Annotated in this window: 23 protein-coding genes and 1 pseudogene; 12 read left to right on the forward strand and 12 right to left on the reverse strand. The window is 74.8% G+C overall.

Translation table 11 applies throughout. The features are described 5' to 3' along the window. Window positions 1-85: 85 nt before the first annotated feature. Window positions 86-562: a hypothetical protein gene (locus ACVJO7_RS10395; protein ID WP_491672674.1), complete on the forward strand. Its 477-nt coding sequence runs from the start codon at window positions 86-88 to the stop codon at window positions 560-562. Window positions 563-606: 44 nt separating this feature from the next. On the opposite strand, the gene secD is transcribed toward ACVJO7_RS10395, so the two are convergent. The 3 genes from secD to ACVJO7_RS10410 all read right to left on the reverse strand — a co-directional run bounded on the left by secD (window position 607) and on the right by ACVJO7_RS10410 (window position 5,079). Beyond that, window positions 607-2,910 carry a protein translocase subunit SecD gene (gene secD, locus ACVJO7_RS10400; RefSeq protein WP_491672675.1) on the reverse strand — a complete coding sequence of 768 codons (2,304 nt, stop codon included), beginning with the start codon at window positions 2,908-2,910 and terminating at the stop codon, window positions 607-609. Window positions 2,911-3,040: 130 nt separating this feature from the next. Beyond that, complete coding sequence (locus ACVJO7_RS10405) at window positions 3,041-3,412, reverse strand: hypothetical protein (RefSeq protein WP_491672676.1); 372 nt, start codon at window positions 3,410-3,412, stop codon at window positions 3,041-3,043. A gap of 65 nt (window positions 3,413-3,477) precedes the next feature. Beyond that, window positions 3,478-5,079, reverse strand: coding sequence for an amidase (locus tag ACVJO7_RS10410; protein WP_491672711.1), 1,602 nt, complete (start codon window positions 5,077-5,079; stop codon window positions 3,478-3,480). Between the two features lie 161 nt (window positions 5,080-5,240). Here ACVJO7_RS10410 and htpG point away from each other — a divergent pair, with 161 nt between their 5' ends. Together htpG and ACVJO7_RS10420 are read left to right on the forward strand one after the other, a co-directional pair. Next, entirely contained in the window at window positions 5,241-7,115 is a 1,875-nt protein-coding gene (htpG, locus tag ACVJO7_RS10415) for a molecular chaperone HtpG (protein ID WP_491672677.1), read from the forward strand. A gap of 61 nt (window positions 7,116-7,176) precedes the next feature. Next, window positions 7,177-8,235 carry an ABC transporter substrate-binding protein gene (locus tag ACVJO7_RS10420; protein ID WP_491672678.1) on the forward strand — a complete coding sequence of 353 codons (1,059 nt, stop codon included), beginning with the start codon at window positions 7,177-7,179 and terminating at the stop codon, window positions 8,233-8,235. A 124-nt stretch (window positions 8,236-8,359) separates the two neighbouring features. Here the strand turns inward: ACVJO7_RS10420 and ACVJO7_RS10425 are convergent, their stop codons facing one another. Continuing rightward, a complete protein-coding gene (locus tag ACVJO7_RS10425) occupies window positions 8,360-8,965 on the reverse strand; it encodes a TetR/AcrR family transcriptional regulator (protein ID WP_344019214.1) in 606 nt (201 codons plus the stop codon). An 86-nt stretch (window positions 8,966-9,051) separates the two neighbouring features. On the opposite strand from ACVJO7_RS10425, the gene ACVJO7_RS10430 reads away from it, so the two are divergent. The 5 genes from ACVJO7_RS10430 (at window position 9,052) to ACVJO7_RS10450 (ending at window position 13,625) form a co-directional block, all read left to right on the forward strand. Then, entirely contained in the window at window positions 9,052-9,585 is a 534-nt protein-coding gene (locus ACVJO7_RS10430; protein ID WP_344019216.1) for a GNAT family N-acetyltransferase, read from the forward strand. Between the two features lie 101 nt (window positions 9,586-9,686). Continuing rightward, window positions 9,687-10,361 carry an HAD family hydrolase gene (locus ACVJO7_RS10435; RefSeq protein WP_491672679.1) on the forward strand — a complete coding sequence of 225 codons (675 nt, stop codon included), beginning with the start codon at window positions 9,687-9,689 and terminating at the stop codon, window positions 10,359-10,361. A gap of 79 nt (window positions 10,362-10,440) precedes the next feature. Next, complete coding sequence (locus ACVJO7_RS10440) at window positions 10,441-11,787, forward strand: MFS transporter (protein WP_491672680.1); 1,347 nt, start codon at window positions 10,441-10,443, stop codon at window positions 11,785-11,787. 70 nt (window positions 11,788-11,857) lie between these two features. Beyond that, window positions 11,858-12,754 (forward strand): pseudouridine-5'-phosphate glycosidase, encoded by an 897-nt coding sequence (locus ACVJO7_RS10445; protein ID WP_491672681.1) that lies wholly within the window; start codon window positions 11,858-11,860, stop codon window positions 12,752-12,754. Between the two features lie 4 nt (window positions 12,755-12,758). Continuing rightward, window positions 12,759-13,625, forward strand: coding sequence for a carbohydrate kinase family protein (locus ACVJO7_RS10450; RefSeq protein WP_491672682.1), 867 nt, complete (start codon window positions 12,759-12,761; stop codon window positions 13,623-13,625). Window positions 13,626-13,704: 79 nt separating this feature from the next. Here the strand turns inward: ACVJO7_RS10450 and ACVJO7_RS10455 are convergent, their stop codons facing one another. The 5 genes and pseudogenes from ACVJO7_RS10455 to ACVJO7_RS10475 form a co-directional block, all read right to left on the reverse strand. Then, a complete protein-coding gene (locus ACVJO7_RS10455; protein WP_344019228.1) occupies window positions 13,705-14,247 on the reverse strand; it encodes an NAD(P)H-dependent oxidoreductase in 543 nt (180 codons plus the stop codon). Further along, a complete protein-coding gene (locus ACVJO7_RS10460; RefSeq protein ID WP_491672712.1) occupies window positions 14,244-14,414 on the reverse strand; it encodes a flavin reductase family protein in 171 nt (56 codons plus the stop codon). Before ACVJO7_RS10460 ends, ACVJO7_RS10455 begins: the two co-directional genes overlap by 4 nt. Window positions 14,415-14,490: 76 nt before the next feature. After that, a pseudogene (locus ACVJO7_RS10465) lies at window positions 14,491-14,766 on the reverse strand (flavin reductase family protein); the annotation flags it as partial. Window positions 14,767-14,969: 203 nt separating this feature from the next. Continuing rightward, window positions 14,970-16,130 (reverse strand): sigma-70 family RNA polymerase sigma factor, encoded by a 1,161-nt coding sequence (locus ACVJO7_RS10470; protein ID WP_491672683.1) that lies wholly within the window; start codon window positions 16,128-16,130, stop codon window positions 14,970-14,972. A 185-nt stretch (window positions 16,131-16,315) separates the two neighbouring features. Next, window positions 16,316-17,674, reverse strand: coding sequence for an alpha/beta fold hydrolase (locus ACVJO7_RS10475; RefSeq protein ID WP_491672684.1), 1,359 nt, complete (start codon window positions 17,672-17,674; stop codon window positions 16,316-16,318). A 269-nt stretch (window positions 17,675-17,943) separates the two neighbouring features. Between ACVJO7_RS10475 and ACVJO7_RS10480 the strand changes: the two genes are divergently transcribed. The 4 genes from ACVJO7_RS10480 to ACVJO7_RS10495 all read left to right on the forward strand — a co-directional run bounded on the left by ACVJO7_RS10480 (window position 17,944) and on the right by ACVJO7_RS10495 (window position 22,305). Continuing rightward, window positions 17,944-19,740, forward strand: coding sequence for a PHA/PHB synthase family protein (locus ACVJO7_RS10480; protein ID WP_491672685.1), 1,797 nt, complete (start codon window positions 17,944-17,946; stop codon window positions 19,738-19,740). A 140-nt stretch (window positions 19,741-19,880) separates the two neighbouring features. After that, window positions 19,881-20,396, forward strand: coding sequence for a helix-turn-helix domain-containing protein (locus tag ACVJO7_RS10485; protein WP_344019239.1), 516 nt, complete (start codon window positions 19,881-19,883; stop codon window positions 20,394-20,396). Between the two features lie 105 nt (window positions 20,397-20,501). Beyond that, complete coding sequence (locus ACVJO7_RS10490) at window positions 20,502-20,870, forward strand: hypothetical protein (RefSeq protein WP_344019241.1); 369 nt, start codon at window positions 20,502-20,504, stop codon at window positions 20,868-20,870. Between the two features lie 130 nt (window positions 20,871-21,000). Next, window positions 21,001-22,305: a patatin-like phospholipase family protein gene (locus tag ACVJO7_RS10495; protein ID WP_491672686.1), complete on the forward strand. Its 1,305-nt coding sequence runs from the start codon at window positions 21,001-21,003 to the stop codon at window positions 22,303-22,305. 6 nt (window positions 22,306-22,311) lie between these two features. On the opposite strand, the gene ACVJO7_RS10500 is transcribed toward ACVJO7_RS10495, so the two are convergent. From ACVJO7_RS10500 to ACVJO7_RS10510, 3 genes are all read right to left on the reverse strand, one after another. Next, window positions 22,312-22,596 carry a YggT family protein gene (locus ACVJO7_RS10500; protein ID WP_344019245.1) on the reverse strand — a complete coding sequence of 95 codons (285 nt, stop codon included), beginning with the start codon at window positions 22,594-22,596 and terminating at the stop codon, window positions 22,312-22,314. A 97-nt stretch (window positions 22,597-22,693) separates the two neighbouring features. After that, the gene (dtd, locus tag ACVJO7_RS10505) at window positions 22,694-23,152 is read right to left on the reverse strand and encodes a D-aminoacyl-tRNA deacylase (RefSeq protein ID WP_491672687.1); all 459 of its coding nucleotides are present in this window, start codon (window positions 23,150-23,152) and stop codon (window positions 22,694-22,696) included. Beyond that, on the reverse strand, window positions 23,149-24,732 hold the full coding sequence (locus ACVJO7_RS10510; protein WP_491672688.1) for a DUF7782 domain-containing protein: 1,584 nt from the start codon (window positions 24,730-24,732) through the stop codon (window positions 23,149-23,151). The genes dtd and ACVJO7_RS10510 overlap by 4 nt, the downstream gene beginning before the upstream one ends. Window positions 24,733-24,743 lie beyond the last annotated feature (11 nt).

The following is a 24,743-nucleotide window of genomic DNA, read 5'->3' on the forward strand; positions in this document are numbered from 1 at the left end:
GAACCCGGTCAGGCGCTGTCCTGGATCGCGGAACTGTCGGTGGGGCGCGCCATCATCGGCGCACACCGACGACGAGGAGCGCGCGATGCCCGGGAGCGACCCCACGATGGCCGAGATCACCGCCGCGGTGGAGGTGGGCCGAGCCGGCGATCCGGCGGCCGCGCGGGGCCTGCTCGCTGCGCTCTGGGAACGCATCGGTCCGGCGGGCGACCCGCTGTACCGGTGCATCCTGGCGCACTATGCCGCCGACGTGGCGGGCGACCTGCAGGAGGAGCTGCGGTGGGACGAGCGCGCGCTGGCCGCGGCCGGCGAGGTCAGCGACGAGCGGGCCCGCGCCCTCGATCCGTCGCTGCGGATCGCCGGCTTCTACCCGTCGCTGCACCTCAACCTGGCCGACGTGCACCGCAGGCTCGGCGACGACGCGGCGGCGCACCGGCACCTGGGGCAGGCGGCGGAGCGCGTCGACGCGCTCCCCGGGGACGGCTACGGCGCGATGATCCGGTCCGGGATCGAGCGCTGCGGCGAGCGGCTGGCCCGCGGTGACCGATCGGTGTCGGGGTGAGGCGCGGGGATCACGCCCGGTCCGGGCGCGACCCCCGCGCCGGATCACACGACGGCGCCGTCGGAGTTGCGGGTGCGGGCCCGGTCGGCCCGCGACGGGTTCCGCCGGCCCGCCTTGCCGACCGGCTGCTTGGACTTCCCGACCCGCGGCGGCATCCCGCCCCAGCGGCGCTGCAGCAGGATCGAGACCGGGCCGGCGACCACGATCGTCGAGATCGTGCCGACCACGATGCCGACGATCAGCGCCAGCGCGAAGTCGGCGAGCGTCGCCCCGCCGAGCACCAGCAGCATCACCAGGATCGTCAGGGTGGAGATGCCGGTGTTGACCGTCCGGGGCAGGGTCGAGAGCACCGCGGACCCGACGACCCGGTGGAAGGGTTCCTTCGCCCGCTGCGCCCAGTGCTCGCGCACCCGGTCGAACACGACGACGGTGTCGTTCACCGAGTAGCCGATCACGGTGAGCAGCGCGGCCAGGAACACGCCGTCGGCGGTCCGGCCGGTCCAGGCGAACACACCGACGACGACCATCACGTTGGTGAACAGCGCGGCCACCGCGCCGGCGCCGAGCGTCCACCGGAACCGGTAGGCCAGGTAGACGAACTGCGCGGCGAGCGCGACGCCGAGCGCGATGATGCCGCCGCGGGCCAGCTCGGCGCCGAGGCTCGGGCCGATCATCTCGTCGCGCAGCACCTCGGCGCCGCCGCCCGCGCTGCCGACGGCCTCGCGCAGCGCGGCCACACCGGCGTCGTCGAGCTCGCCGGCCCGCAGGCCGATCGCGCCGTCGCCGGTCGCGGTGACCGACAGGTTCGGGAACCCGGCCGCGGTGACGGCGTCGCGCGCCTGCTCGACGGTGATGTCGTCGGTCGTCGTGAACTCGACCAGCCGGCCGCCGGTGAACTCGACGCCGAGCTCGAGGCCGCGCAGGAACAGCCCGCTGACGGCGACCACGAGCACGGCGCCGGCGACGGCCAGGATCTTGCCCGGGTTGCGCAGGAAGCCGGGATCGCGGGCCTCCAGCTTCCGGCGGACCGGGCCGATGGCGGCGATACCGGTGATCTTCGGCCGGCGCCGGACCGCGGGGATCTTCAGCACGGCCAGGGTCAGCAGTCGGGACAGCACCAGCGCCGAGAACAGCGACACCACGACACCGATGACGAGCGTGACGCCGAATCCGCGGACCGGCCCGGAGGCCAGGCCGAACAGCAGCACCGCCGCCAGCATCGAGGTGACGGCGACGTCGCCGACCGCGGACAGCGAGTTCTTGTAGCCGTTCTCCGACGCGCGTTCCAGGCGTGGTTTGACCGCGTACTCCTCGCGCGACCGTTCCGCGATCAGCACGTTCGCGTCCACCGCCATACCGACGGCGAGCACGAACGCGGCGAGGCCGGGCAGGGTCAGTGTCGCGCCGAGCCCGGTCTGCACCGCGTAGGCGGTCAGCGCGTACCCGCCGAGCGCGACGACGGCGACCAGGCCGACGAGCCGGTACACCACGATCAGGAAGGCACCGGCCAGCGCCGAACCGATGATCGCGGCCAGCGCGCTGGCCTCGATGGCGTCGGCGCCGAGCGTCGGGCCGACGGTCCGCTGCTCGATGATCTCGACCGGCACCGGCAGCGCGCCGCCCTCGATCAGCACCGCCAGCTCGGACGCCTGCTCGGGCGAGAAGTTGCCGCTGATCTGGGTCTGGCCGCCGACCATGCCGATGTTGCACTGGATGGTCTCGTGCACCTGCGGCGAGGAGATGACCTGGTCGTCGAGCACGATCGCGACCCGGCGCTGCGGGTCGCCGGGCGGGTTGCACGCCGCCTGCCCGGTGAGCGCCTGCCACCGGGCGGGGCCCTCGCCCTCGAACCGGACATCGACGACGTGCCCGACGCCCTGCGGGTTCGGCGCCGACATCGCCGAGCCGATCAGCTCACCGGCCAGCGCGGGCGGGCCGAGCTGCAGCGGCTGCCCCTCCTCGTCGGTGTTGGCCTGGTCCTCGCCGGGCACGCCGACGCCGAGCACGGGATGCATGGTCAGCTGGGCGGTCCGGCCGAGGGTCTCGGCGGCCTCGGCCGGATCGGTGAGGCCGGGGAGCTCGACGATGATCCGGTTCTCGCCGGAGCGGGCCAGGCTCGGCTCGGCGACGCCGAGACCGTCGATCCGGCCGCGCAGCACCTCGAGCACCCGGTCGGTGGCCTCGGCGTCGGCGGCCACCTCCTCGGTGTCGCGGGTCTCCAGCACGATCTGGGTGCCGCCGCGCAGGTCCAGGCCCAGGGTGGGGGCGGTGGTCAGCGCGATGACGGAGGACAGGACGAGTACGGCGAGCGCGATCAGCGAGCGCCAGAGCACGGGTCGTTGCTGCACGGGGATCCTCGGGGGAGCGTCCGGTGTGGGACGGGGGAGGGGCGGCGGGCGGGTGCGCGTCGCGCCGGCCCGGACCCGGCTCCGGCACGCGGGGTGCGGGCCGGAGGCGATCCGGGAGGGCGGCCGCGGATCAGGCCGTGGGCGGCCCGCGCGGATCGGCCGGGGTCCGGTGCCCCGGTTCGGGCCCGGTGGTGGGGTCCCGGTCCGGCGTCGCGCCGTCCGCGGCGACCTCCGGCAGCGCCAGGACCAGCGCGTCCAGTGCCGGTCCGGGATGACCGTGCACGGTGCTGTCGTCCGGCGCCGAGCCGGGGCCGCCCGGCGCGGCCCGGCCGGGCAGCGCCGACTGCGGCGCCGACGCGCTCGGCGCGAACTCGCTGTGCACCGTCGTCGGCGCCGGTACCGGTTCGGCCACGGCGGACCCCACGACCGGGGCGAGGACCGCGAACAGCGACAGCAGCAGCACGGCGACGACGCGTCGCGCGGGTGTGCGGGTCGGGCTCACGAGCGGTCCGTCCGGTTCGGGAGGGATACGGCGGTTCCGTCCCGACGGTACCGGCGCCCGCGCGGTCAGCCGTCGGCGGGCAGCACCGCCGTCGGCAGCGGCGGCCGGATGCGCTCCGGCAGCGCGGCCTCGACGGCCGCCGCGAGTGCGAGCAGCTCGGCGTCGCCCCAGCGCGGGCCGATCAGCGAGACGCCCAGCGGGAGGGTCCCGCCGTCGCCGTCCGGCGCGCCGCCCGCCGGGACGGTGACGTTCGGGTACCCGGCCATCGCGGCCGCGCCCGAGCTGCCCAGCACGAAGTCGTCGCCCGCGCCCAGCTCGACCGGCCAGGCCGGGCTGTTCGTCGGGGCGATCACGGCGTCCAGGTGGTGCCCGGCGAGCGCGGCGTCGAGGTCGCGGCGGCTCAGCGCCGTCGCGGTGTCGCGCGCCGCCCGGTAGTCCGCGCGGCCGGTGTCGCCGCCGGTCGCCAGTGCCGCCTCGAACAGCTCCTGGCCCCAGTGCGGCATCTCGACGTCGGCGTGCCGGCGGTTGTACTCGACGAGCTCGGCCAGCGAGGCCGGGCCGGTCACGCCGGGCGAGCGCAGGTAGGCGTCGATGTCCCGGGCGAACTCGGTGACCAGCGCGGTCAGCTCCGCCCCGGCGGTGTCGGCGCTGCCGGGCAGCTCCACCGGATCGACGAGCACGGCGCCGCGGTCGCGCAGGGTCCGCAGGGTGGCGGCGAACGCGGCGTCGGTCTCCGGGCTGGCCCCCTCGGCGACCCGCAGGACACCCAGCCGCACGCCGTCGAGGTCCCGGGCCGCGGGTGTGGCCGGCAGCGGAGGGGCCGGTGCCTGCGCCGTCGCCGGGTCGGCGGGATCGGGACCGGCGATCGCGGCGAGCACCCGGGCGGCGTCGGCGACCGAGCGCGCCATCGGGCCCGCGGTGTCCTGCTCCGCCGAGATCGGCACGATGCCGCTGCGCGACACGGTGCCCAGGGTCGGCTTCATCCCGACGATCCCGTTGGTGGCGGCGGGGCACACGATCGAGCCGTCGGTCTCGGTGCCGATCGCGACCGGGGCGAGGGCGGCGGCCACCGCGACGGCCGAGCCGGCGCTCGACCCGCAGGCGGTCCGCCCGGGGGAGTGCGGGTTGCGGGTCAGCCCCCCGACCGCGCTCCAGCCGCTGCTCGAGCGGCCGGACCGGAAGTTCGACCACTCCGACAGGTTAGTCTTCCCGAGCAGGACCGCACCGGCCTCGCGCAGCCGGGTGGCGATCGCGGCCGCCGGCGGGCGGGACCCGGCGAGCGCGGTGGACCCGGCCGTGGTGGGCAGCTGCGGCCCGGTCGAGGTGTTGTCCTTCACCAGCACCGGGATGCCCTCGAGCAGCCGGGGCGGCTCCCCGGCGGCCCGCCTGCGGTCGCTCTCGGCCGCCTGCGCCGCCGCCGTCGGGTCGACGGCGACGACCGCGCGCAGCTGCGGGTCCAGCTCGGCGATCCGGTCGGTGTAGAAGGAGGTCAGCCGGGCGGAGGTCAGCCGGCCGGCCGCCATCGCCGCCTCCAGCCCGGCCAGGTCCGTCCGGTCGAGATCCAGATCCACCGTTCCTCCTCCGCCCGCCGTGCCGCCGGGGGGTGTCCCCGCGCAGCCGGCGACCACGCCGAGTGCCAGGGTGGCGCACAACGCGACCGCTGCCATGCGCACGGTGCCTCCTCGGTCGGGATTCCGGCGAGCAACGATCTTGGCCGGGAGGTCCGGCCGCGACAAGGCGGACGGGACGTCGATCACGCCGGCGGGTTCGGCAGAATCGGGTCACCCGCACCGGGGCACACGGCAGCACCAGGGAAGAGAGGACCGACGTGAGCACGGAGACGATCGAGTTCCAGGCCGAGGCACGCCAGCTGCTGCGCCTGATGATCCACTCGATCTACTCGAACAAGGACGTGTTCCTGCGCGAGCTGATCTCGAACTCCTCGGACGCGCTGGACAAGGTCCGGCTCGCCGCCTACGAGGACAAGGATCTCGGCGCCGACACGTCCGACCTGCACATCGAGCTGGTCCCCGATCCGGAGGCGCGCACCCTGACGGTCCGCGACAACGGCATCGGCATGACCCGGGACGAGGTCGTCGAGCTGATCGGCACGATCGCGAAGTCGGGCACCGCAGAGCTGCTCGCCCGGCTGAAGGAGGCCGAGGGCGACTCGGCGTCCGAGCGCAACCTGATCGGCCAGTTCGGGGTCGGCTTCTACTCGGCGTTCATGGTCGCCGACCGGGTGGTGCTGACCACCCGCAAGGCGGGCACCGGCGAGGGCGTCCGCTGGGAGTCCGACGGCGAGGGCTCCTACACGATCGAACCGGCCGAGGGGCTGCCCCAGGGCACCGCCGTCACGCTGCACCTCAAGGCGTCCGACGCCGAGGACCAGCTGCACGACTTCGCGGACCGCACCGTGCTGCGCCGCACGGTGAAGGCCTACTCGGACTTCATCACCTGGCCGGTCCGGATGCCGGCCGAGGGCGAGGGTGAGGGGGCCGGGCCGGAGACCCTCAACTCGATGAAGGCGCTCTGGGCCCGTCCGCAGCGCGACGTCTCCGAGGAGGAGTACGCCGAGTTCTACCGGCACGTCAGCCACGACTGGCAGGAGCCGCTGGAGACGATCCGGCTCGCCGCCGAGGGCACCTTCGAGTACCAGGCGCTGCTGTTCCTGCCGAAGGTCGCGCCGATGGACCTCTACATGCGCGACGCCCGCCGCGGCGTCCAGCTCTACGTCCGCCGGGTGTTCATCATGGACGACTGCGAGGCGCTCGTCCCCGAGTACCTGCGGTTCGTCAAGGGTGTCGTCGACGCGGCGGACCTGTCGCTGAACGTCTCCCGGGAGATCCTCCAGCAGGACCGGCAGATCTCGGCGATCCGCCGGCGGCTGGTCAAGAAGGTGCTGTCCACCATCGGCACGCTGCGCGACGAGCAGCCGGAGAAGTACGCGACGTTCTGGGAGCAGTTCGGCCGGGCGCTCAAGGAGGGGCTGCTCTCCGACGCCGACAACCGGGAGACGATCCTCGGGGTGTCGTCGTTCCTCAGCACGCACGGCGAGGAGCCCACCGGCCTGGCCGCCTACGTCGAGCGGATGCGCGAGGGCCAGGACGCGATCTACTACATGACCGGCGACTCGCGCAGCGCGATCGAGTCCTCGCCGCACATGGAGGCGTTCCGCGAGAAGGGCTACGAGGTCCTGCTGCTCACCGACCCGGTCGACGAGGTGTGGGTGGACACCGTCGACGGTTTCGGCGGGACCCCGCTTCGTTCCATCGCCAAGGGCCAGGTGGACCTGCAGACCGACGAGGAGAAGGAGCAGGCGCAGCAGCGGCAGGCCGAGTTCGGCGGGCTCTGCGAGTGGATGGCCGGGGTGCTCGCCGACGACGTCAAGGAGGTCCGGCTGTCGTCCCGGCTCACCACCTCGCCGGCGGTCCTGGTCGGCGACGAGTTCGACATGACCCCGACCCTGGAGAAGATGTACCGGGCGATGGGCCAGGAGCCGCCGAAGGTGAAGCGGATCCTGGAGCTGAACCCGTCGCACCCGCTGGTCACCGGACTGCGCGACGCCCAGGCGGCGGGCCGCGACGAGAGCGGGACGGCCGAGCTGCTGCACGGCATGGCGCTGCTCGCCGAGGGCGGCGACCTGCCCGATCCGTCCCGGTTCGTCGGGATCCTCGCGGAGCGGCTGCAGCAGACGCTGTGAATTACGACTGAACGACTGCACAGATGTCGACCCCGGCGGGAGTGCGGGCCAGCGTGTCCCGGTGCCCCGCTCCCGCCGGATCCCGGCCGCGTCGCTGATCGCGGCGCTGGCGCTCGTGCCCGCCCTGCTCGCCGGCTGCGCCGCCGGACCGGAACCGGACGTCCCGGCGGAGCAGCCGGCCGCCGGGACGATCCGCAACTGCGACGTCGACGTCCCGGTCGAGCGCCCGGAGCGGATCGTCGCGATGTTCCACAACGCGGTGGAGGCGGTGCTCGCGCTCGGCGCGGCCGACCGGCTGGCCGGCGCGGCCTACCTCGACAACCCGCTGCTGCCCGAGCTGGCCGGCGAGTTCCACCCGGAGACCGACCGGCCCGTCTACTGGCCGGAGGAGTACCCGTCCCGGGAGGAGGTCCTGCGGGTCGCACCGGACCTGGTGGTCTCCGGGTTCACCGGCGCGTTCACCCGGGAGGGCCTCGGCACCCGCGCCGACCTGGCCGGGACCGGGATGAACACGTTCCTGTTCAGCTCGTTCTGCCCGGCCGCCGACGGCGGCACCCAGGAGGCGCTGGCCGCCAACGACGTCTCGCTCGACGCCGTGCAGCGCGACCTCACCGATCTCGGGCGGCTGCTCGGCGCCGAGGACCGCGCCGCCGAGCTGACCGGCCGGATGCAGGCCACCCTGGCCGACGTCGCCGAGCGGCTCGACGGAGTCACCGCACGACCCCGGGTCGCGATGCTGAACGCCCCGGCGGGCAGCACCGAGCTGCGGGTGTTCGGCACCGGCGACGTCGCGACGACGATCATCGAGGCGGCCGGCGGCACCCAGGCGTTCCCGGACATCGCCGGTCGTCAGCGGACGGTCGGCCCCGAGGGGATCATCGCGGCCCGGCCGGACGTCGTCGTCATCCCGGCCTGCTGCGGGATCGACGCCGGCCCGGAGTCCGCGGAGCCGCTGGCACAGCGGCTGCGCGACGACCCGGCGCTCGCCACGGTGCCCGCCGTCCGGGACGGCAAGGTCTTCACGACGACGTTCGCCGAGGTGAGCCCCGGCATCCGGAACGCCGACGCGGTGCGCACGCTGGCCGGTCGGCTGCATCCGGAGCTGTTCACGGACGGTTGACGCGGGAGCGGTGCGGGGGAGTGGGTGCATCCGCCCGGCGCCGTTGCCGAGCGGACGCCGGTGACCGTAACCCGACACCTGTGGCCGAGTACAGCGGGCGAGATTCGATCGTTGCCGTGGCGCGCTACCCGGCGGCGGGCAGCGGCGGGTGGCCCGGGCGCAGCCCGTCGAGCAGCAGGGCCAGATAGCGGCGCCGGTCCTCGCCGGTGGTGTCCCCGGCGCCCTCCGCGCCCTCGGCGACGGCGAGCGCCATGACCAGCAGCGCCGACAGGTCGCGGGCGGTCAGCTCGGGCCGGACGGCACCGGCGTCGCGGGCCCGGTCGAGCAGCCGGTTCAGCGTCCGGCCGTAGCGCTGCACCGACTCCACATCGAAGGCGCCCGCCTCGCGGGCGAGCCGCAGGATCGTGCGGCGCCCGGCGATCGCCTCGACCGCGCGGGACAGCGACCCGGCCAGGTCGGCCCACGGGTCGTCGGTGCCGGCCGCCGCGGTCGGCTCGATCTCGTCGGCGAAGACCTCCTCCAGCACCGCGCGGATCAGCTGGTCCCGGGTCCGGAAACGGCGGTACAGGGTCGCGACCCCGACGCCCGCCCGGCGCGCGATCTCCTCGAGCGCCACGTCCGGGCCGTCGGACTCGAACGCGGCCGCCGCGGCCTCGACGATCCGACGGTGGTTGCGCGCCGCGTCGGCCCGCAACGGCCGGGCCGGGCCGGGCCCGGTCATGGTGGTCATCGGAGCACGGTAACGGGTGACCGGCCCCGGACGTGGCGGGACGGCGAGGGGCGGCGGCGCGGCGCCGACTGCGGAAGGATCGCGGCGTGCGTGCCGATCTCCGCGTCCTGCCGACCGCCGACCTCGGGAAGGACGGGTTGCGCGGGCTGCGCGGGTTGCTGGACGCGGCGTTCGACGACTTCGACGACGCGTCCTGGGACCACGCGCTCGGCGGCCTGCACGTGCTGGCGGGCCCGCCGGACGCACCGTTCGGGCACGCCGCCGTGGTGCTCCGGCGGGTGCTGCACGGCGGCGTCGCGCTGCGCACCGGCTACGTCGAGGCGGTCGCCGTGCACCCGTCCCGGCAGCGGCAGGGGCTGGGCGGCGAGCTGATGGACGTCGTCGACGGGCTGGTCCGCGGCGGCTACCGGCTCGGCGTGCTCGGCGCCTCCGAACGTGCCGCGCCGCTCTACCGCAGGCGCGGCTGGCAGCTGTGGCGCGGACCGCTGGCCGCGGTCACCCCGGACGGTGTCGTCGCCACCCCGGACGAGGCCGGCAGCGTGCACGTCCTGCCGGTGGACGCGCCGCTGGACCCGGCGGTGCCGCTGATCTGCGACTGGCGCGACGGCGAGCTCTGGTGACCGCGCGCGGTGCGGGCGCCGCCCCGGAGTGACCGAGCCGGTTCACCGCGGCGTCAGGTCGAGGTCGCCCGCCGGACACCCGGGGACGTTGGAGTTCCCCCGTGCAACTCGCGGTCCTCGATCTCGCAGGCACCACGATGGCCGACGACGGGTTGGTCCTCGCGGCGCTGCGGGCCGGACTGCGCGCGGCCCGGGTCCGGGTGGACGGTCCGGGCTACCCGGCGCTGGACCGGCAGGCCCGCTCGACGATGGACCGGTCCGCGATCACCGTCCTGGGCGAGCTGCTCGACGGCGACATGTACCGCGCCCGGCGCGCACACTCGGCGTTCACCGAGTACCTGAGCGCCGCCGCGGACGACGGCCGGGTCCGCCCGGTCCCGGGCGCGCCGCAGGCGCTCGACGCCCTGCACGACGCCGGCCTCAAGATCGCCGTGATCTGCGGCTTCGATCCGGACCTGCGGGACCGGCTGGTCGTCGCCCTGGATTTCGGGGCGCGGGTGGACCTGCTGCTCTCACCCGCCGACGTCGACGGGCGGGGCCTGCCCGAGCCCGACCTGCTGCACGCCGCCATCCGCCGGACCGGCTGCACGGCGTCGCAGGTGGCGGTGGCCGGGGACGCCACCGCCGACATCGACGCAGCGGTCCGGGCCGGGGCCGGACTGGTGATCGGCGTCCGCGGGGGAGCGCACGGCGAGCCCCGGCTGCGGGCGGCCGGCGCGGACGCCGTCATCGACTCGGTGGCCGATCTCCCGGCGCTGCTCGGGCTGCCCGGCTGAGCCCGGCCACCCGGTGAGGTCCCACCGCGCGCGACCGGGCGTACGGTCGGCTCGGCTCATCGGTCGGGGAGGGGAACGCGTGGCGCGACGCACGGTGGCGGTGGCGGCCCTCGGGACGACCCTCGCGCTGATCTCCTACACCGCCCCGCTCGCGACCCTGGAGGCGATCTCGGCCGATCTCGGGACCGGCCCCTCCGGGCGGGCCTGGATCCTCAGCTCGATGAGCCTCGGGCTCACCGCGCTGCTGCTGACCGCAGGCACCCTCGCGGACCGGTTCGGCAGGCGGGCGACCTTCGTGACCGGCGCCGCCGTCCTCGCACTGACCTCCGCCGGCGGTGCGCTCGCCACCGGCACGGCCGGGTTCGTCGCGGGCCGGATCGGGCAGGGCGTCGGCGCGGCCGCGATGATCGCCTGCAGCCTGGCGCTGATCGGGCACGCGCTGCCACCCGGCCCGCAACGCGCCCGGGCGACCGGCCTGTGGGGCGCCGCGCTGGCCGCCGGGATCGCCGCCGGCCCGCTGCTCGCCGGTGTGCTGCCGTGGCGGTGGCTCTACCTGCTGATCGCGGTCGCAGCAGTGCTGCTCGCGGTCGCCGCCCGGTCGCTGCTCGTCGAGTCCTCGGCCGCCCGCCCGCGCCCGGTCGACCTCCCCGGCATGGTCCTGCTGGCCGCCGGGCTCGCCGTGCTGCTGGCCGGCCTGACCGAGGCGCGCCGGCTGCCGGTCGGCGCCGGCACCGTGGCCCTGCTGGTCGCCGGGGTGCTGCTGCTGGCCGGGTTCGTCGTCGTGCAGTTCCGGTCGCCGCACCCGATGGCGGGCCCGGAGCTGTTCCGCAATCCCGGGCTGATCGCGGCGACCGTCGCCAGCCTCGCCACCGGGCTCGGCATCATCTCGCTCAGCTCGTACCTGCCCGCCCTGATGCACGGGGTGCACGGCGACCCGCCCGCCGTCTCCGCGCTGCTGCTGCTCGGCTGGTCCGGCACCGGCATCGTCACCGCGCTGCTCGCCCGGCGGATCAGCGAGCGGATCGGCGACAGCGTCCGGCTCGGTGCCGGGCTGCTCGTGATGGCGGGCGGGCAGGTCGGCCTGCTGGCTGCCGGCGGCGGATCCGGCGTGGTCCTGGCATCGTTGATCGTCACCGGCGCGGCGACCGGCGTGGTGAACGCGAGCCTGGGCCGGGAGGCCGTCGCGTCCGTCCCGGCGGACCGGGCCGGGACCGGCAGCGGGATCAACAACACCAGCCGCTACCTCGGCGCCGCGATCGGGGTGACCGTCACCTCGGTGCTCACGGCGCCCACCGGCGGGGAGACCGCCGCGCAGCTCCTGGCCGGCTGGCACGTCGCGGTGCTGGTCGCGGTCGGTGCGACGATCGTGGGTGCGGTCGTGGCGCTGGTCTGTGCCCGGGTGGCGGCGCGCAGCCCCGTGCCCTGACGGCGGCGGGCCCGCCTCCGGCACCCGGCCTGCGCCCGGCCCCGGCGCCCGATCGCTAGTGTCGATCACGATGAGGATCGCCCACGAGGTCTCCGACGCCCTTGCCGCGGGCCGGCCGGTGCTGGCCTGCGAGTCCACGATCGTCACGCACGGCCTTCCCCGGCCGCGGAACCTGCAGGTCGCGCGGGAGGCCGAGGAACTCGTCCGGTCGCTCGGTGCCGTCCCGGCGACGATCGGCGTCCTGGACGGCGAGGCCGTCGTCGGGTTGTCGGGCGCCGAGCTGGACCGGTTGGCGGGCGACGCCGGTGTCGCCAAGCTCAGCGCGCGGGATCTCCCGGTGGCCGCGGCCACCGGGGTGTCCGGCGGGACGACGGTCGCGGCGACCGCGCACCTCGCCCACCGGGCCGGGATCCGGGTGTTCGCCACCGGCGGCCTCGGCGGGGTGCACCGGGGCGCGTCGACCACCTTCGACGAGTCCGCCGACCTGCCCGCGCTGGCCCGGCTGCCGATCGTCGTGGTCAGCGCCGGGGTGAAGTCGGTGCTCGACGTGCCGGCCACCCTGGAGCGGCTGGAGACCCTCGGCATCCCGGTCGCCGGGTACCGGACGGACGCGTTCCCCGGCTTCTACGTCGCCGACTCCGGCCATCCGGTCACCCAGCGCGTGGAGTCCCCGGAGCAGGCGGCGACCGCCTGGCGGGCGGCCCGCGAGCTCGGCCTGGACGCCGCGCTGCTGGTCGCGAACCCGGTGCCGGTCGAGCACCAGCTGCCGCCCGCCGAGCACGACGCCGCGCTCGCGGACGCGCTGGCCGCCCTCGGCGCGGCCGGGATCACCGGCCAGGACGCGACCCCGTTCCTGCTGCAGCGGGTCCGGGACGCCACCGGTGACCGCAGCCTCGAGGTGAACGTCGCGGTCTACCGGAACAACATGACGCTCGGCGCCCGGATCGCCGCTGCGCTGGCCGGCTGATCCGGTGCCGGGTACCGCGGGGACGCTGGCGGTGCTCGGCGACCTGGTCGAGGACGTCGTCGTCTGGGCGTCCGGCCCGCTCGATCCCGGCACCGACACCCCGGCCCGGATCTTCCGCCGGCGCGGCGGCAGCGCCGCGAACGTCGCCGCGGGCGCCGCGCTGCTCGGCGCGCCGGTGCGGTTCCTGGGCCGGGTCGGCGCGGACCGGGTGGGCGAGGCGCTGGTCGCGGACCTGGCCGGCGGCGGGGTGGACGTCCGGGTGCAGCGGCACGGGACGACCGGCTGCGTGGTCGTGCTGGTCGACGCGGACGGCGAGCGCACGATGCTGCCGGACCGGGGCGCTGCCGCCGGGTACACGCAGCCGGATCCGTCGGTGGTCGACGGGGTGACGCTGCTGCACCTGCCCGTCTACGGGCTGCTGGCCGATCCGTGCGCGACGGCCGCGCGCGGGCTGGCCGCCCGGGTGCGCGACGCCGGGGGAGCGGTCTCGGTGGACGTGTCGTCGACGGGTGTGCTGCGGGCCTACGGGCCCGGGCGGTTCCTTGACGACCTGGCCGCGCTCGCCCCGGCGCACCTGCTCGCGAACCGGGACGAGGCGGACCTGCTGGGGCTGCCGGGGACGGCACCACCCCGGACGGTCGTGGTCGTCAAGGACGGCGGCGCACCCGCCCGGGTGTGGACGTCGGGGACGCCCACCCGGGTCCCGGCGGAACGGGTCGACACCGTCCGGGACACGACGGGGGCCGGTGACGCCTTCGCGGCGGGCTACCTGACCGCGGTGCTCGCCGGCGCCCGGCCGGTCCCGGCGACCGCCGCCGGGCACCGCAGCGCGGCCCGGGTGCTGGCCGACCCCGGCGCCGGCGGCGGCTGAACGAGCCGTCCGCGCCGGACCGGCCTGACCTGCCGGACCGGCCTGACCTGCCGGACCGGCCTGACCTGCCGGACCGCTGTCAGACGACCGGCGTGATCGACCGCAGCGCCTCCGAGGACCGCACCGCGGCGGTCAGGTCGGACAGCGCCCGCCCGTGCGCCGCGGCCAGCTCCGCGGAGTCCCCGGTGAGGGTGTTGCGGTCGACGTAGCCGGAGTGGTCCAGGTACAGGCCGGGGGAGAGCACCTGCACCGCGAAGAACCCGGCGAGTACGGAGCGGAGCCCGTCGACGGCGAGGAAGTGGTGGCCGGTCGCGCCGGTCAGCACGACGGCGGCGGCCTTGCCCTGCAGCGGCGCGGTCTGCTCGCCCCACTTGCCGCGCTCGGTCGCCTCCAGCAGCGCCTTCAGCGACGCCGTGTGCCCGGCCCGGTACACCGGGCTGCCGAACACCACGGCGTCGGCCTCGGCGAACGCCGCGGTGACGTCCTCGGACGAGGTCTGCGACAGCTCGATCAGCCGGGTGCTGTCGCCGGCCTTCTCCGCTCCGGCGAGGATCCCGGCGACCGCGGCGGCGGTGCGCCCGCCCGGCTCCGGACCTGCGACGACACCGACGATGCTGCTCATGAGGACTCCCGCGGGGTGAGGTGGTAGCCGCCGCGGTAGAACAGCAGCGGCAGGCGTTGCGGATCGGCGCCCAGCGCCTCGACCCGGGCGGCGACGATCGTGTGGTCGCCGCCGTCGTACTCGTTCCAGAGGGTGCAGTCGACCCAGGCGCCGACCCCCTCGAGCACCGGCGCACCGGACGGCGCCGGTGTCCAGCTGACCCCGGCGAACTTTGTCCGTGCCGGAGCGGGCGAACCCGGCGCTGTGGTGCTCGTGGTCGGCGGCCAGCACGTTCACGCAGAACCGGCGGACCTCCCGGATCCGCGGCCAGGTGGACGAGCCGCGGGACGGCGAGAAGCTGACCAGCGGCGGGTCCAGCGACAGCGACGAGAACGACTGGCAGGTGAAGCCGATCGGACCGTCCGGTCCCCGTGCCGTCACGACGACGACCCCGGAGGCGAACGCACCGAGCGTGTCGCGCATCGCCTCGGGTGTGACCGGGCCGGGAACGGACGACGTGTGGGTCGTGGATCCGGGCATGCCCCGACCCTAGGCAACCCGCGCCCCGGCGGCCAATGATCACCGGCTCGCCGTCCCACCCAGTGCGACGCGGCCCCCGCGCTGTACGGACCGAGCTGTACCGACCGACAGGCCCCGCACACGACGACGGCCGTGCAGATCGCTCCGCACGGCCGTCGGGTACTGCCGTGGACGTGCCGGGGCGGGGGAGTGCCCGGCCCGGCTCAGCTCGCGTAGGCGCGCAGCTTGTCGGCCCGCTCGCCGACCCGCAGCTTCGCCATGACCTCGCGCTCGATCTGGCGCACCCGCTCCCGGGAGAGCTTGAAGGCGCGACCGATCTGGTCGAGCGTGTGCGGCTGCCCGTCGTCGAGACCGAACCGCATCCGGATGACCTTCTGCTCGCGGTCCTCCAGGGTGGACAGCACCCGGCGGAGGTCGTCGTGCAGCAGGCTGGAGATCACGGTGTTCTCGGCGTCGGTGGCCTCGGCGTCCTCGATGAAGTCCCCGAGCGGGGCCTCCTCCTCGGAGCCGACCGGCATGTCCAGGCTCACCGGGTCGCGGGCGTGGTCGAGCAGGTCCGCGATCTTGTGCTCCGGGATCCCGGACTCCTCGGCCAGCTCGGCCTCGCTGGGCTCGCGGCCCTGCCGCTGGTGCATGTCGCGCTTGATCCGGGCCAGCTTGTTCACCTGCTCCACCAGGTGCACCGGCAGCCGGATGGTGCGGGCCTGGTCGGCCATGCCGCGGGTGATCGCCTGCCGGATCCACCAGGTGGCGTAGGTGGAGAACTTGAAGCCCTTGGTGTAGTCGAACTTCTCTACCGCCCGGATCAGCCCCAGGTTCCCCTCCTGGATCAGGTCCAGCAGCGGCATCCCGCGCCCGGTGTAGCGCTTGGCGAGGCTGACCACCAGGCGGAGGTTGGCCTCCAGCAGGTGGTTCTTCGCCAGCAGCCCGTCCCGGACGATCGCGCGCAGGTCGCGCCGGTATTGCGGGTCCAGCTCGTCGAGCGTGCCGTCGGCCGCGGCGGTGTCCAGCCGGTGCTGGGCGAACACGCCCGCCTCGATCCGGCGGGCCAGCTCGACCTCCTCCGCCGCGGTGAGCAGCGCGGTCTTGCCGATGCCGTTGAGGTAGACGCGCACCAGGTCGGCGGCCGGGCTCTGGGCGTCCAGATCCTCGGCCACGGCGGCGGCCGCACCGGGTACGGTGGACGTGAGAGTGGTGTCGCGGTTCGAGCCGGCCGACCGGGAGCGCCGGGAGACCGGGGCACTGGGCACGGCCTTGGTCACGCTTCCGGGAGCGGGGGCCTCCGTCGTGAGGCGGGGGCCGGGAACGGCCGGGTTCTCGGCCGTCGGCACGGCCGCAGCGGTCGTGGTCGCCGTCATGTGCATTCCTCCCCTGCTCGGGCGCGACGAGGGACGGTGGGTTCTCGTCGCATCGCCCTACACGGGGTCCAACGCGCTGTCGCAGTGGATCGTTCCCGCGACCGGGCCCCGGCGACCAGGAAATCGTCGCCGGGGCCCGTGTCTTCGGTCACATCAGGTTGCGGTTCTCTCAGGGTCCTCTTAGAGAGCCCTCAGGGCGCGGGCACCCGCGGGGTGTTCCGCGGGTCGGCCACCGCCCGGACGCTGCTGCGCCGGCGCGAGGCCTTGCCGCCGCTCCGCTTCGCCGGCTCGGGCACCGAGTGCCCGTAGACCGTCTCCATCAGCACCGGCCAGTCGTGGCGCAGCGCGTCCCGGCCCATGAACAGGCCCAGGTGCCCGGCGGTGGCCGTCCGGTAGGTGATGTCCTCGGCCGGGGTGGAGACCTTGTCCGCCGCGGCGAACAGCTGCGGAGCCGGCGTGATGTGGTCGGTCGAGCCGGCGAGCATCAGCAGCGGGCAGTCGATCGCGGCCATGTCGACCGGCCGTCCGTCGACCGTCAGCGTCCCGTCGATCAGCCGGTTCTTCCAGAACAGGTTCTCCACCAGCCACAGGTAGAACGCGCCGGGGATGTCCTGGGTGTACTTGAACCAGTCCTCGAAGACCCGGTACCGCTCGACGTGCGTGGGGTCGTCGATGTTCTCCAGCAGCTGCAGCTGGCGGGAGATCTCGGACTGCGGCTGGATCGAGATGAAGTTCGACAGCACCGCGGAACCGGGCATGTTCCCGCCGCCCGCCGCGACCAGCGCCTTGTAGGGCGCCATCCCCATCGTCCCGGCCATCAGCTTGGTGGAGGCGGCGATCACCGAGTCGCCCGCGTGGAAGTCGATCGGCGCCCCGGCCAGGGTCAGCGTGTTCACCCGCTCCGGGTGCAGCGCCGCGTAGATCGTGGCCAGCCAGCCGCCCTGGCAGTCGCCGACCAGGTTGGCCCGGCCGCCCATCCGCCGGATCGAGCGGTCGATCATCTCCAGGTAGTCGGTGATGGTGACCTTGCGGGTGGCCGTCGTCGCGGGCCGCCAGTCCAGCGCGTAGAGCCGGGTCAGGCCGGCGGCGCGGATCATCGCGAGCTGGCTCTGCTGCGGCGAGTAGTCGACGACGGTCGAGGAGTGCCCGGCCTGCGGCGGCAGCACCAGGGTGGGGACGACGGCGTCGTCCCGGTGCTCGGCCTCGGTGAAGTTGCGCAGCAGCGCGAACGGGGTCGCCAGGGCGATCTCGTTCGGCAGGTGCCACTGCGGCTCGCGCCGGTCGGCCATCGTCGACAGCCAGAGCAGCGAGCGGCGGGCCGCGTCTCCGGGCTTGGCGATCCGCTGGACGGCGTCGATCCAGTAGGCGCCGGTCGCGCGGCCGACCTCGGTCACCACCTTGGTGACGTTGTGCGCGTTGTAGGAGATCAGGAAGCGCAGCGGGTCGATCCGTCCGCCCTTCTCGGGGGCGGCGTCCGAGGTGGTCTCGGGCAGTGCGTGCGGGCGACGCTCCCCGGTCGGGGAGCTCGCGTGCGAGGTCGCTGTGCTCATGGGCCTCTCCCATCAACTCTGATGACCGGGGCTCACCGGTTACCGAACGGTAAACCGTGTTCGGTATGTCAAGCAAGCACTGGCCTACTCCGGAGTAGTGCTTGCTCTATCAAGCGCAGGTGAGAGGGGTCTCAACGTGACCCGGCGCGCCCCGTGCTGCCTACCGGTGAGTACCCCGTCACGATGGGACATCGCTTTCGCGCCACCCCCTTTCGGGGCCGCGCGGAACGCACGGACACCCACCCGGCCCTCCAGGAGTGAGGCGAACAGTGACGACGCAGCCCCTGACCACGCCCGAGCCCGCGAACGACGCCACCCCGGCGAGTCAGGCCGGTCACGCGGCGGAGGTGCTGCGCCGGCAGGCCGCCGGTCTGGTGCGCGACCTGCGCGAGCTGGCCGATCCCGAGGGGCTGGCCGCGAAGGTCGATCCGGTGGGCTTCGGCGGCGCGCTCGGCGAGGCGGCGAAGTCGCTCGCCACCAGCCCGGGCGCGGTGCTGCGCGCGGGCCTGGGCTTCGGCCTGGACTCGGCGCGGGCGGTTGCCGCCGCGGCGTCCCGGGCGGTCGGCGGGACGACCACCGGCCCGGCGTCGCTGCCGGAGCGCGACAAGCGGTACGCCGACCCGGCCTGGGAGGACAACGCCTGGTACTACCTGGCCCGCCAGGAGCACGCCCTGCTGGCCGACCGGCTCACCGAGCTGTCCGCGGCCGCCCGGGTGTCGCCGGTCGCGCGGCGCAAGCTCGACTGGCTGGTCGCGCAGACGATCGAGGCGCTCGCCCCGCCGAACTCGATCGTCACCAACCCGGCGTGGCCGAAGAAGATCGTCGACACCGGCGGGCTGAACGTGGTGCGCGGCGCCCGGAACCTGCTGCGCGACGCCGTCCAGAACCGGGGGATGCCGCGCCAGGTGACCCCGGGGGAGTACGTGGTGGGCAAGGACCTCGCGGTCACCCCGGGCCAGGTGGTGTACCGGAACCGGCTGATCGAGCTGATCCAGTACGAGCCGCAGACCGACACGGTGCACGAGATCCCGCTGCTGATGAGCCCGCCGTGGATCAACAAGTACTACATCATGGATCTGGCGCCGGGTAAGTCGCTGGTGGAGTGGGCGGTGCAGCACGGGCACACCGTGTTCATGATCAGCTATCGCAACCCGGACTCGGCGCTCGCCGACGTCACGATGAGCGACTACCTGCAGGAGGGTCCGGTCGCCGCGCTCGACGTCGTCCGGGAGATCACCGGGCAGGACCGGGTGAACGTCGCCGGGCTGTGCCTGGGCGGGGCGCTGTCGGCGGCGGCGGTGGCCTGGCTGGAGGCGAAGGGCAGGCAGTCGGTCAACTCGCTGACCCTGATGAACACCCTGCTCGACTACACCGGCCCCGGGCAGCTGGGCGTGTTCACCGACGAGAAGACGGTGAACCGGCTGGAGCGCAGCATGCGCAAGGACGGCTACCTGCCGGCGTCGAGCATGAAGACCACCTTCGACCTGCTGCGGGCCACCGACCTGGTGTGGAACTACGTGGTCAACGACTGGATGCTCGGCGAGGACCCGAAGCCGTTCGACATGCTGAGCTGGAACGCCGACTCCACCCGGATGCCCGCGGCGATGCAGACCGAGTACCTGCGCACGCTCTACCTGGAGAACCGGTTCGCCGAGGGCAAGCTGGAGCTGGCGGGGGAGCGGCTCGACGTCGCCGACGTGCGGCCGGACAGCTACGTGATCTGCGCCGAGTCCGACCACATCGCGCCGTGGCGGTCGGTCTACACGGGAGCCGCGAAGATCGGCGGGACGGTCCGGTTCGTGCTGTCGAACTCCGGGCACATCGCCGGCGTGGTGAACCCGCCGTCGCCGAAGTCGCGGCACTGGTTCGGCGAGTCCGACGATCTCCCCGAGTCCGCCGACGAGTGGCGCGACGACGCGGGTGAGCGCACGGCGTCCTGGTGGGAGGACTGGACCCCGTGGATCGCCGCGCACGCCGGTCCGGAGATCGCGGCCCCGAAGCGGATCGGCAGCGACGCGCACCCGCCGCTGGAGCCCGCGCCGGGCCGGTACGTGCTGCGGGGCTGATCCGGGACACGCCGGGGCCGCCGCGGCGGTGGGTGCGCAACGGGCGTGCAACGGGGACAATGCGCGGCCATGGACCGCGTACGTTTCCCGTCCGCGCGCCGGCGCCCGCCGCGCGGACCGATCCACGCCGGTGCCGGCCGGTGAGCCGCGCGCAGCGGGGCACCGATCCCGCCACCCACGGCAACGGCCACCGCCGGGCCGGGACCGACGGCGCCGATGCCGCGTCGGCCGCGGAGGGGCTGCGGGACGCCGGGCAGCGCGCCGCGGAGGACGCCTGGAGCGCGCAGGTGAACGCGCTCGGCGGTTTCATCCGGGCGCAGCGCCAGATGGCGAAGCTCTCGCTGCGCGAGATGGCGGCGATGACCAAGGTGTCGAACGCCTACCTGAGCCAGGTCGAGCGCGGGCTGCACCAGCCGTCGTTGAAGGTGCTGCGGTCCATCGCGGACGCGCTGCACCTCAACACCGACCAGATGCTGAGCCGGGCCGGGTGGACGGTCCGCGACCCGGCGGAGGCCGAGGCGGAGCCGGCGGCGCCGGTCGCCGAGGAGGTGCCCGGTGTCGAGGCCGCGATCGCGGTCGATCCGCGACTGTCCGACGAGCAGCGGGCGGCCCTGCTCGGGGTGTACCGGAGCTTCGTGGAGCGTGGCCGGAGCTGAGGCGTGCTTGACATACTTAACGCTCGTGCGTAGTTTCCCTGGCGTGGCCGGGGCGCGGAACCGCGTCCGGCATTCCGGAGCAGACCTCCACGAGAGGAGTTCGTCATGAGCGCCCCCACCGAGCAGTTCGCCGACTTCGCCAAGCGCGGGCAGGACCTCGTCACCGAGTCCGTCCGCAGCTGGACCGACACCGTCCAGGGCCTGGCCGGCCAGTTCACCGGCGGCTCCCGCCCGCAGCTGCCGGACGCCGGCGTCACCGTCGACCGGGTCTTCGACTTCTACGAGCAGCTGCTGGGTCACCAGCGCGAGCTCGCCCGCACCGTGGTCGGTGCCGGCACCTCGGTCGTCGACCAGCTCACCGAGCAGGCGAGCCGGGCCGCCGAGGCCGTGACCGAGCACGCCGCGGCCGGCACCGAGAAGGTCGCCGAGACCGCCCAGAAGTCGACCCGCACCGCGCGGCCGTCCTCGAAGTAGTCCCGCCGGGCAGGCGCAGCACACGGGGGCCCCGTCGCGTGCCCGGCCCCGCTGGGCCGGTGTCCGATGTGACCGGCGCGCGGGGCCCCCGCACTGTCCCCGCCGAGCGGGCACCGGTAGACCTGGGCGCATGAGCACCTCCGTGGGGCCCCGCCGGATCGCGATCGCCTGCCAGGGCGGGGGCAGCCACACCGCGTTCACCGCGGGCGTGCTGGCCCGGATGCTGCGCACCGGCGCGTTCGACGGCACCGAGATCGTCGGCCTGTCCGGCACCTCCGGCGGCGCGATCTGCGCGCTCGTCGCCTGGGACCGGCTGCGGCACGGCGACGATCCGGAGCACCGCGCCGCCGCCGCGGACGCGCTGGAGGCGTTCTGGGCGGACAACGCCGCGCGCGGCCCGATCGCCCGCCTGCAGAACGCCGGGATGGTCTGGGCGGGCGCGCTGCAGGGGCTCGGGCTGCTGCCGGCGAGCACGCCGTACGCGATCCCGCGCCCGATCGACGGCACCCGCCAGTTCCGGGAGCTGCTGGGCAGGCACGTCGACTTCGACGCGATCGCCGCCGACCCGGCAGGCCGGGAGCCGCTGCTGCTGCTCGGCGCCGTCGACGTGCTGGACGGCCGGTTCCGCGCGTTCTCCAGCCGGACCGACACGATCAGCGGCGAGATGGTGCTCGCCTCCGCGGCGATCCCGAACCTGTTCCGCGCAGTGCACGCCGACGGCGGCGTCTACTGGGACGGCCTGTTCTCGCAGAACCCGCCGGTGCGCGACCTGCTCGACACCGACCCCGACGAGCTCTGGGTCATCCAGATCAACCCGTCCCGGATCCGGTCCGAGCCGCGGACCCTGGTGGAGATCTCCGAGCGGCGCAACGCGCTGGCCGGGAACCTGTCGCTGAACCAGGAGCTGGGGTTCATCGAGACGATCGACCGGCTGCTCGCCGACGGCGAGCTGCGGCCGGAGGCGGGGTACCGGCACGTCACCGTCCGGATCCTGGAGATGCCGTCCTCGGTGATCGCGTCCCGGATCCTCGGGTCGGCGTCCAAGCTGAACCGGGACGCGGCGTTCCTGGAGCGGCTGCAGCGGCGCGGCGCGGCGCAGGCCGATCGCTTCCTCGGCGCGCTGGCGTTCGAGCGGGCCGTGCGCGAGCGGGACGCCGCCGGTCTCGCCGCGGCGATCGCCCCGGACGCCGGGCTCTGGTCCACCGCCCCGTTCCGCGAGCGCGCCCCCGGCGGCTCGCCGCTGGCCGACGCGGTCGGGGAGATCCTGGCCGGCGAGTTCGCCATCGACACCACCCGCAAGCAGGTCGCCCGGGACGACGCGGTGTGGGCGGTGCGCATCGGCTCGCCGGACGGCGACCGGGCCGAGGGTCGCGCCCGCGCCACACTGGACGCGCAGGGCCGGGTCACCGCACTGCGGCTGGGCCCGGCCGGGTAGCCGCGATCAGAACGGGATCAGCGGGACCACGACGATCCGCAGCACCAGCACCACCAGGAACACGATCAGCACGGACACGTCGAGCCCGATCGACCCGATCTGCACCGTGTTCAGCCGGCGGCGGATCGGCGCCACCACGGGCTCGGTGGCGCCGTGGGTGATCCGGCGTGCGGTGTCCAGCGCGGCACCGCCGCGGCCGGAGCCGAGCACGTCGATCCAGTCGACGATCACCCGCGCGATGAGCACGAACTGGAAGATCAGCAGTATCAGGCCGAGCAGCGACGCGATCATGCCCTCATCGTCCCCTTCACACCTGAGAGTCCGGTGAGAGGGCCCTGCGGATCCGCTGACCTGTCGCGTGACTGGTCCGGAGATCACACCTCGGCGCTCACACCTCGACCAGCACCGTGAACGGGCCGTCGTTGACCGACTCGACGGCCATGTTCGCGCCGAACTCGCCGGTCCCGACGGTCGCGCCGCGCTCCCGCAGCGCGGCGACGACGGCGTCCACCACCGGCTCGGCGTCGGCCGGCCGGGCGGCCGCCGACCAGCTCGGCCTGCGCCCCTTGCGGGTGTCGCCGTAGAGCGTGAACTGGCTGACCACCAGCAGCGGGGCGCCGCTGCCCGCGCAGGACGCCTCGGTCCCGTCGGCGTCGCGCAGCAGCCGCAGCTCGTGCAGCTTCCGGGCCATCGTGACGGGCCGGTCGGTGTCGCCGACGTCGTCGCGGTGCACGCCGAGCAGCACCAGCAGCCCGGGCCCGATCCGGCCGGACACCCGCAGCGGGGTGCCGTCGTCGTCCTCCACGGTCACCGACGCCCGCCGCACCCGGGCGACGACCGCCCTCATCCGACCGGGCCGGCCGGGTCGGCCGCGGTCACCCGCTGCGCGACCGGATGCGGCCAGCCGTCCACCGGCAGCAGCAGCCCGTGCCGGACGAACTCGCGCACCGCGGGCAGGGTCGCCGCGACCAGCGCGTCGGTGGGCAGGTCGTGCGCGTAGGACAGCAGCGCGACCAGCTCGGACAGCGGCAGGTGCCCGCGGCACCCGGCGAGAAGTGCGGCGGCCGGGCCGTCGATCTGGTGCTCCCAGCCCGGCCCGCCCCAGCGGCGCACCGTCGTCGACAGCTCCGACCAGCCGCCGTCGGGATCGACCGCGGAGGTGCTCTCCAGCACCGTCTCCGGGGCGATCAGCAGCGTCGCGCCGAGCAGGTCGTCGTCCCGCTCGTGGGTGCGCAGCCAGTCGATCCGGTCCAGCCAGCCGGTCATCTCCCGGCCCAGGCCCTCGCCGAGCTCGCCGGGCAGGTCCTCGACGACGACGGTGGGCTCGGAGTCGGTGCGCCGCAGCATCAGGAAGCCGAACCCGACGCCCTCGACGCGTTCGGCGGCCATCCAGTCCAGCCAGGCACCGGCCTGCTCCCGGGCGGCCGGCGAGGACGGGACCAGCCCGGCGTCGCGCTGCCAGGTGCCGACGTGCATCGCCGGGTCGACGACCTCGCGCTGCAGCACCCATGCGTCGACGCCGTCGGGCAGCCAGGACCGCACCCGGTCCGGCCAGTCCTCGCCGCGCACGTGCAGCCAGGAGCCCAGCAGCTGCGCGATCCCGCCCGGGTTGAGCCGGTCGGGGAGCCTGCGGAGCAGCCCCGCCAGCGCGGCGTCGCCGGCCTGCCCGGAGTCCCGGTAGACGTAGTCGATCCGCTCCGGGCCGGGCACGAACGGCGGGTTCGACACGATCTGGTCGAACCGCTCGCCCTCGACCGGGGCGAACCACGGCCCCTTCCGCAGGTCCACCTGCACCCCGGACAGGCCGCAGGACAGCCGGGCCAGCGCCAGCGCACGGGTCAGCACGTCGGTGCCGACAACGTGAACCGCGTGCCGGGACCCGTGCAGGGCCTGCACGCCGCAGCCGGTGCCCAGGTCGAGCAGCGAGCCGACCGGGCGGCGGACCGCGGCGGCGGCCAGCGACAGCGACGCCCCGCCCACCCCGGTCACGTGCTCGCGGTCCTGCCGAGAAGCCGGACTGTCCAGGTCCGACACCACCCACCAGTCCGCGCCCGGCTCGCCGTCGTCGCCCGGGCCCTCGCCATAGGGCCGGACGTCGAGCGCCGCCCGGATCCCGTCCGGCGTGCGGCGCAGGATCCGGCCGGCCAGCAGCGGATCGAGATCGCCCAGCGCGGCGGTCACCGCCGGTTCGGGCTCGGTGTCCTCCAGCAGGAACAGCCGGACGAGGGTGCCGAGCTCGTCGCCCTCCCGGCTGGCCCGGGCGGCGGGCTCGGGCTCGCCGCGGGTGAGCGCGTCGTGCGCGGCGCGGCCCAGCAGGGCCCGGACGCCGTCCGGGGTGTAGCCGGCGTCGAGCAGGCAGCCGCGCACGCGCTCGGTCTGCCCCGGATCGAGGCCGGGTTCGGTGCTGGGGTGGGTAGAGCTGGGCACGACCCCATTGT

Source organism: Pseudonocardia sp. DxW (assembly GCF_058448985.1).

Bases quoted from the DNA above. Each gene is read 5' to 3' on its own strand.
- ACVJO7_RS10455 (WP_344019228.1), bottom strand. From the start codon at position 14,247: ATGAGCAGCATCGTCGGTGTCGTCGCAGGTCCGGAGCCGGGCGGGCGC.
- ACVJO7_RS10495 (WP_491672686.1), top strand. From the start codon at position 21,001: ATGAGCACCTCCGTGGGGCCCCGCCGGATCGCGATCGCCTGCCAGGGC.
- ACVJO7_RS10445 (WP_491672681.1), top strand. From the start codon at position 11,858: ATGAGGATCGCCCACGAGGTCTCCGACGCCCTTGCCGCGGGCCGGCCG.
- ACVJO7_RS10475 (WP_491672684.1), bottom strand. From the start codon at position 17,674: ATGAGCACAGCGACCTCGCACGCGAGCTCCCCGACCGGGGAGCGTCGC.
- ACVJO7_RS10500 (WP_344019245.1), bottom strand. From the start codon at position 22,596: ATGATCGCGTCGCTGCTCGGCCTGATACTGCTGATCTTCCAGTTCGTG.
- ACVJO7_RS10470 (WP_491672683.1), bottom strand. From the start codon at position 16,130: ATGCACATGACGGCGACCACGACCGCTGCGGCCGTGCCGACGGCCGAG.
- ACVJO7_RS10410 (WP_491672711.1), bottom strand. From the start codon at position 5,079: ATGGCAGCGGTCGCGTTGTGCGCCACCCTGGCACTCGGCGTGGTCGCC.
- ACVJO7_RS10490 (WP_344019241.1), top strand. From the start codon at position 20,502: ATGAGCGCCCCCACCGAGCAGTTCGCCGACTTCGCCAAGCGCGGGCAG.
- ACVJO7_RS10395 (WP_491672674.1), top strand. From the start codon at position 86: ATGCCCGGGAGCGACCCCACGATGGCCGAGATCACCGCCGCGGTGGAG.
- dtd (WP_491672687.1), bottom strand. From the start codon at position 23,152: ATGAGGGCGGTCGTCGCCCGGGTGCGGCGGGCGTCGGTGACCGTGGAG.
- ACVJO7_RS10425 (WP_344019214.1), bottom strand. From the start codon at position 8,965: ATGACCACCATGACCGGGCCCGGCCCGGCCCGGCCGTTGCGGGCCGAC.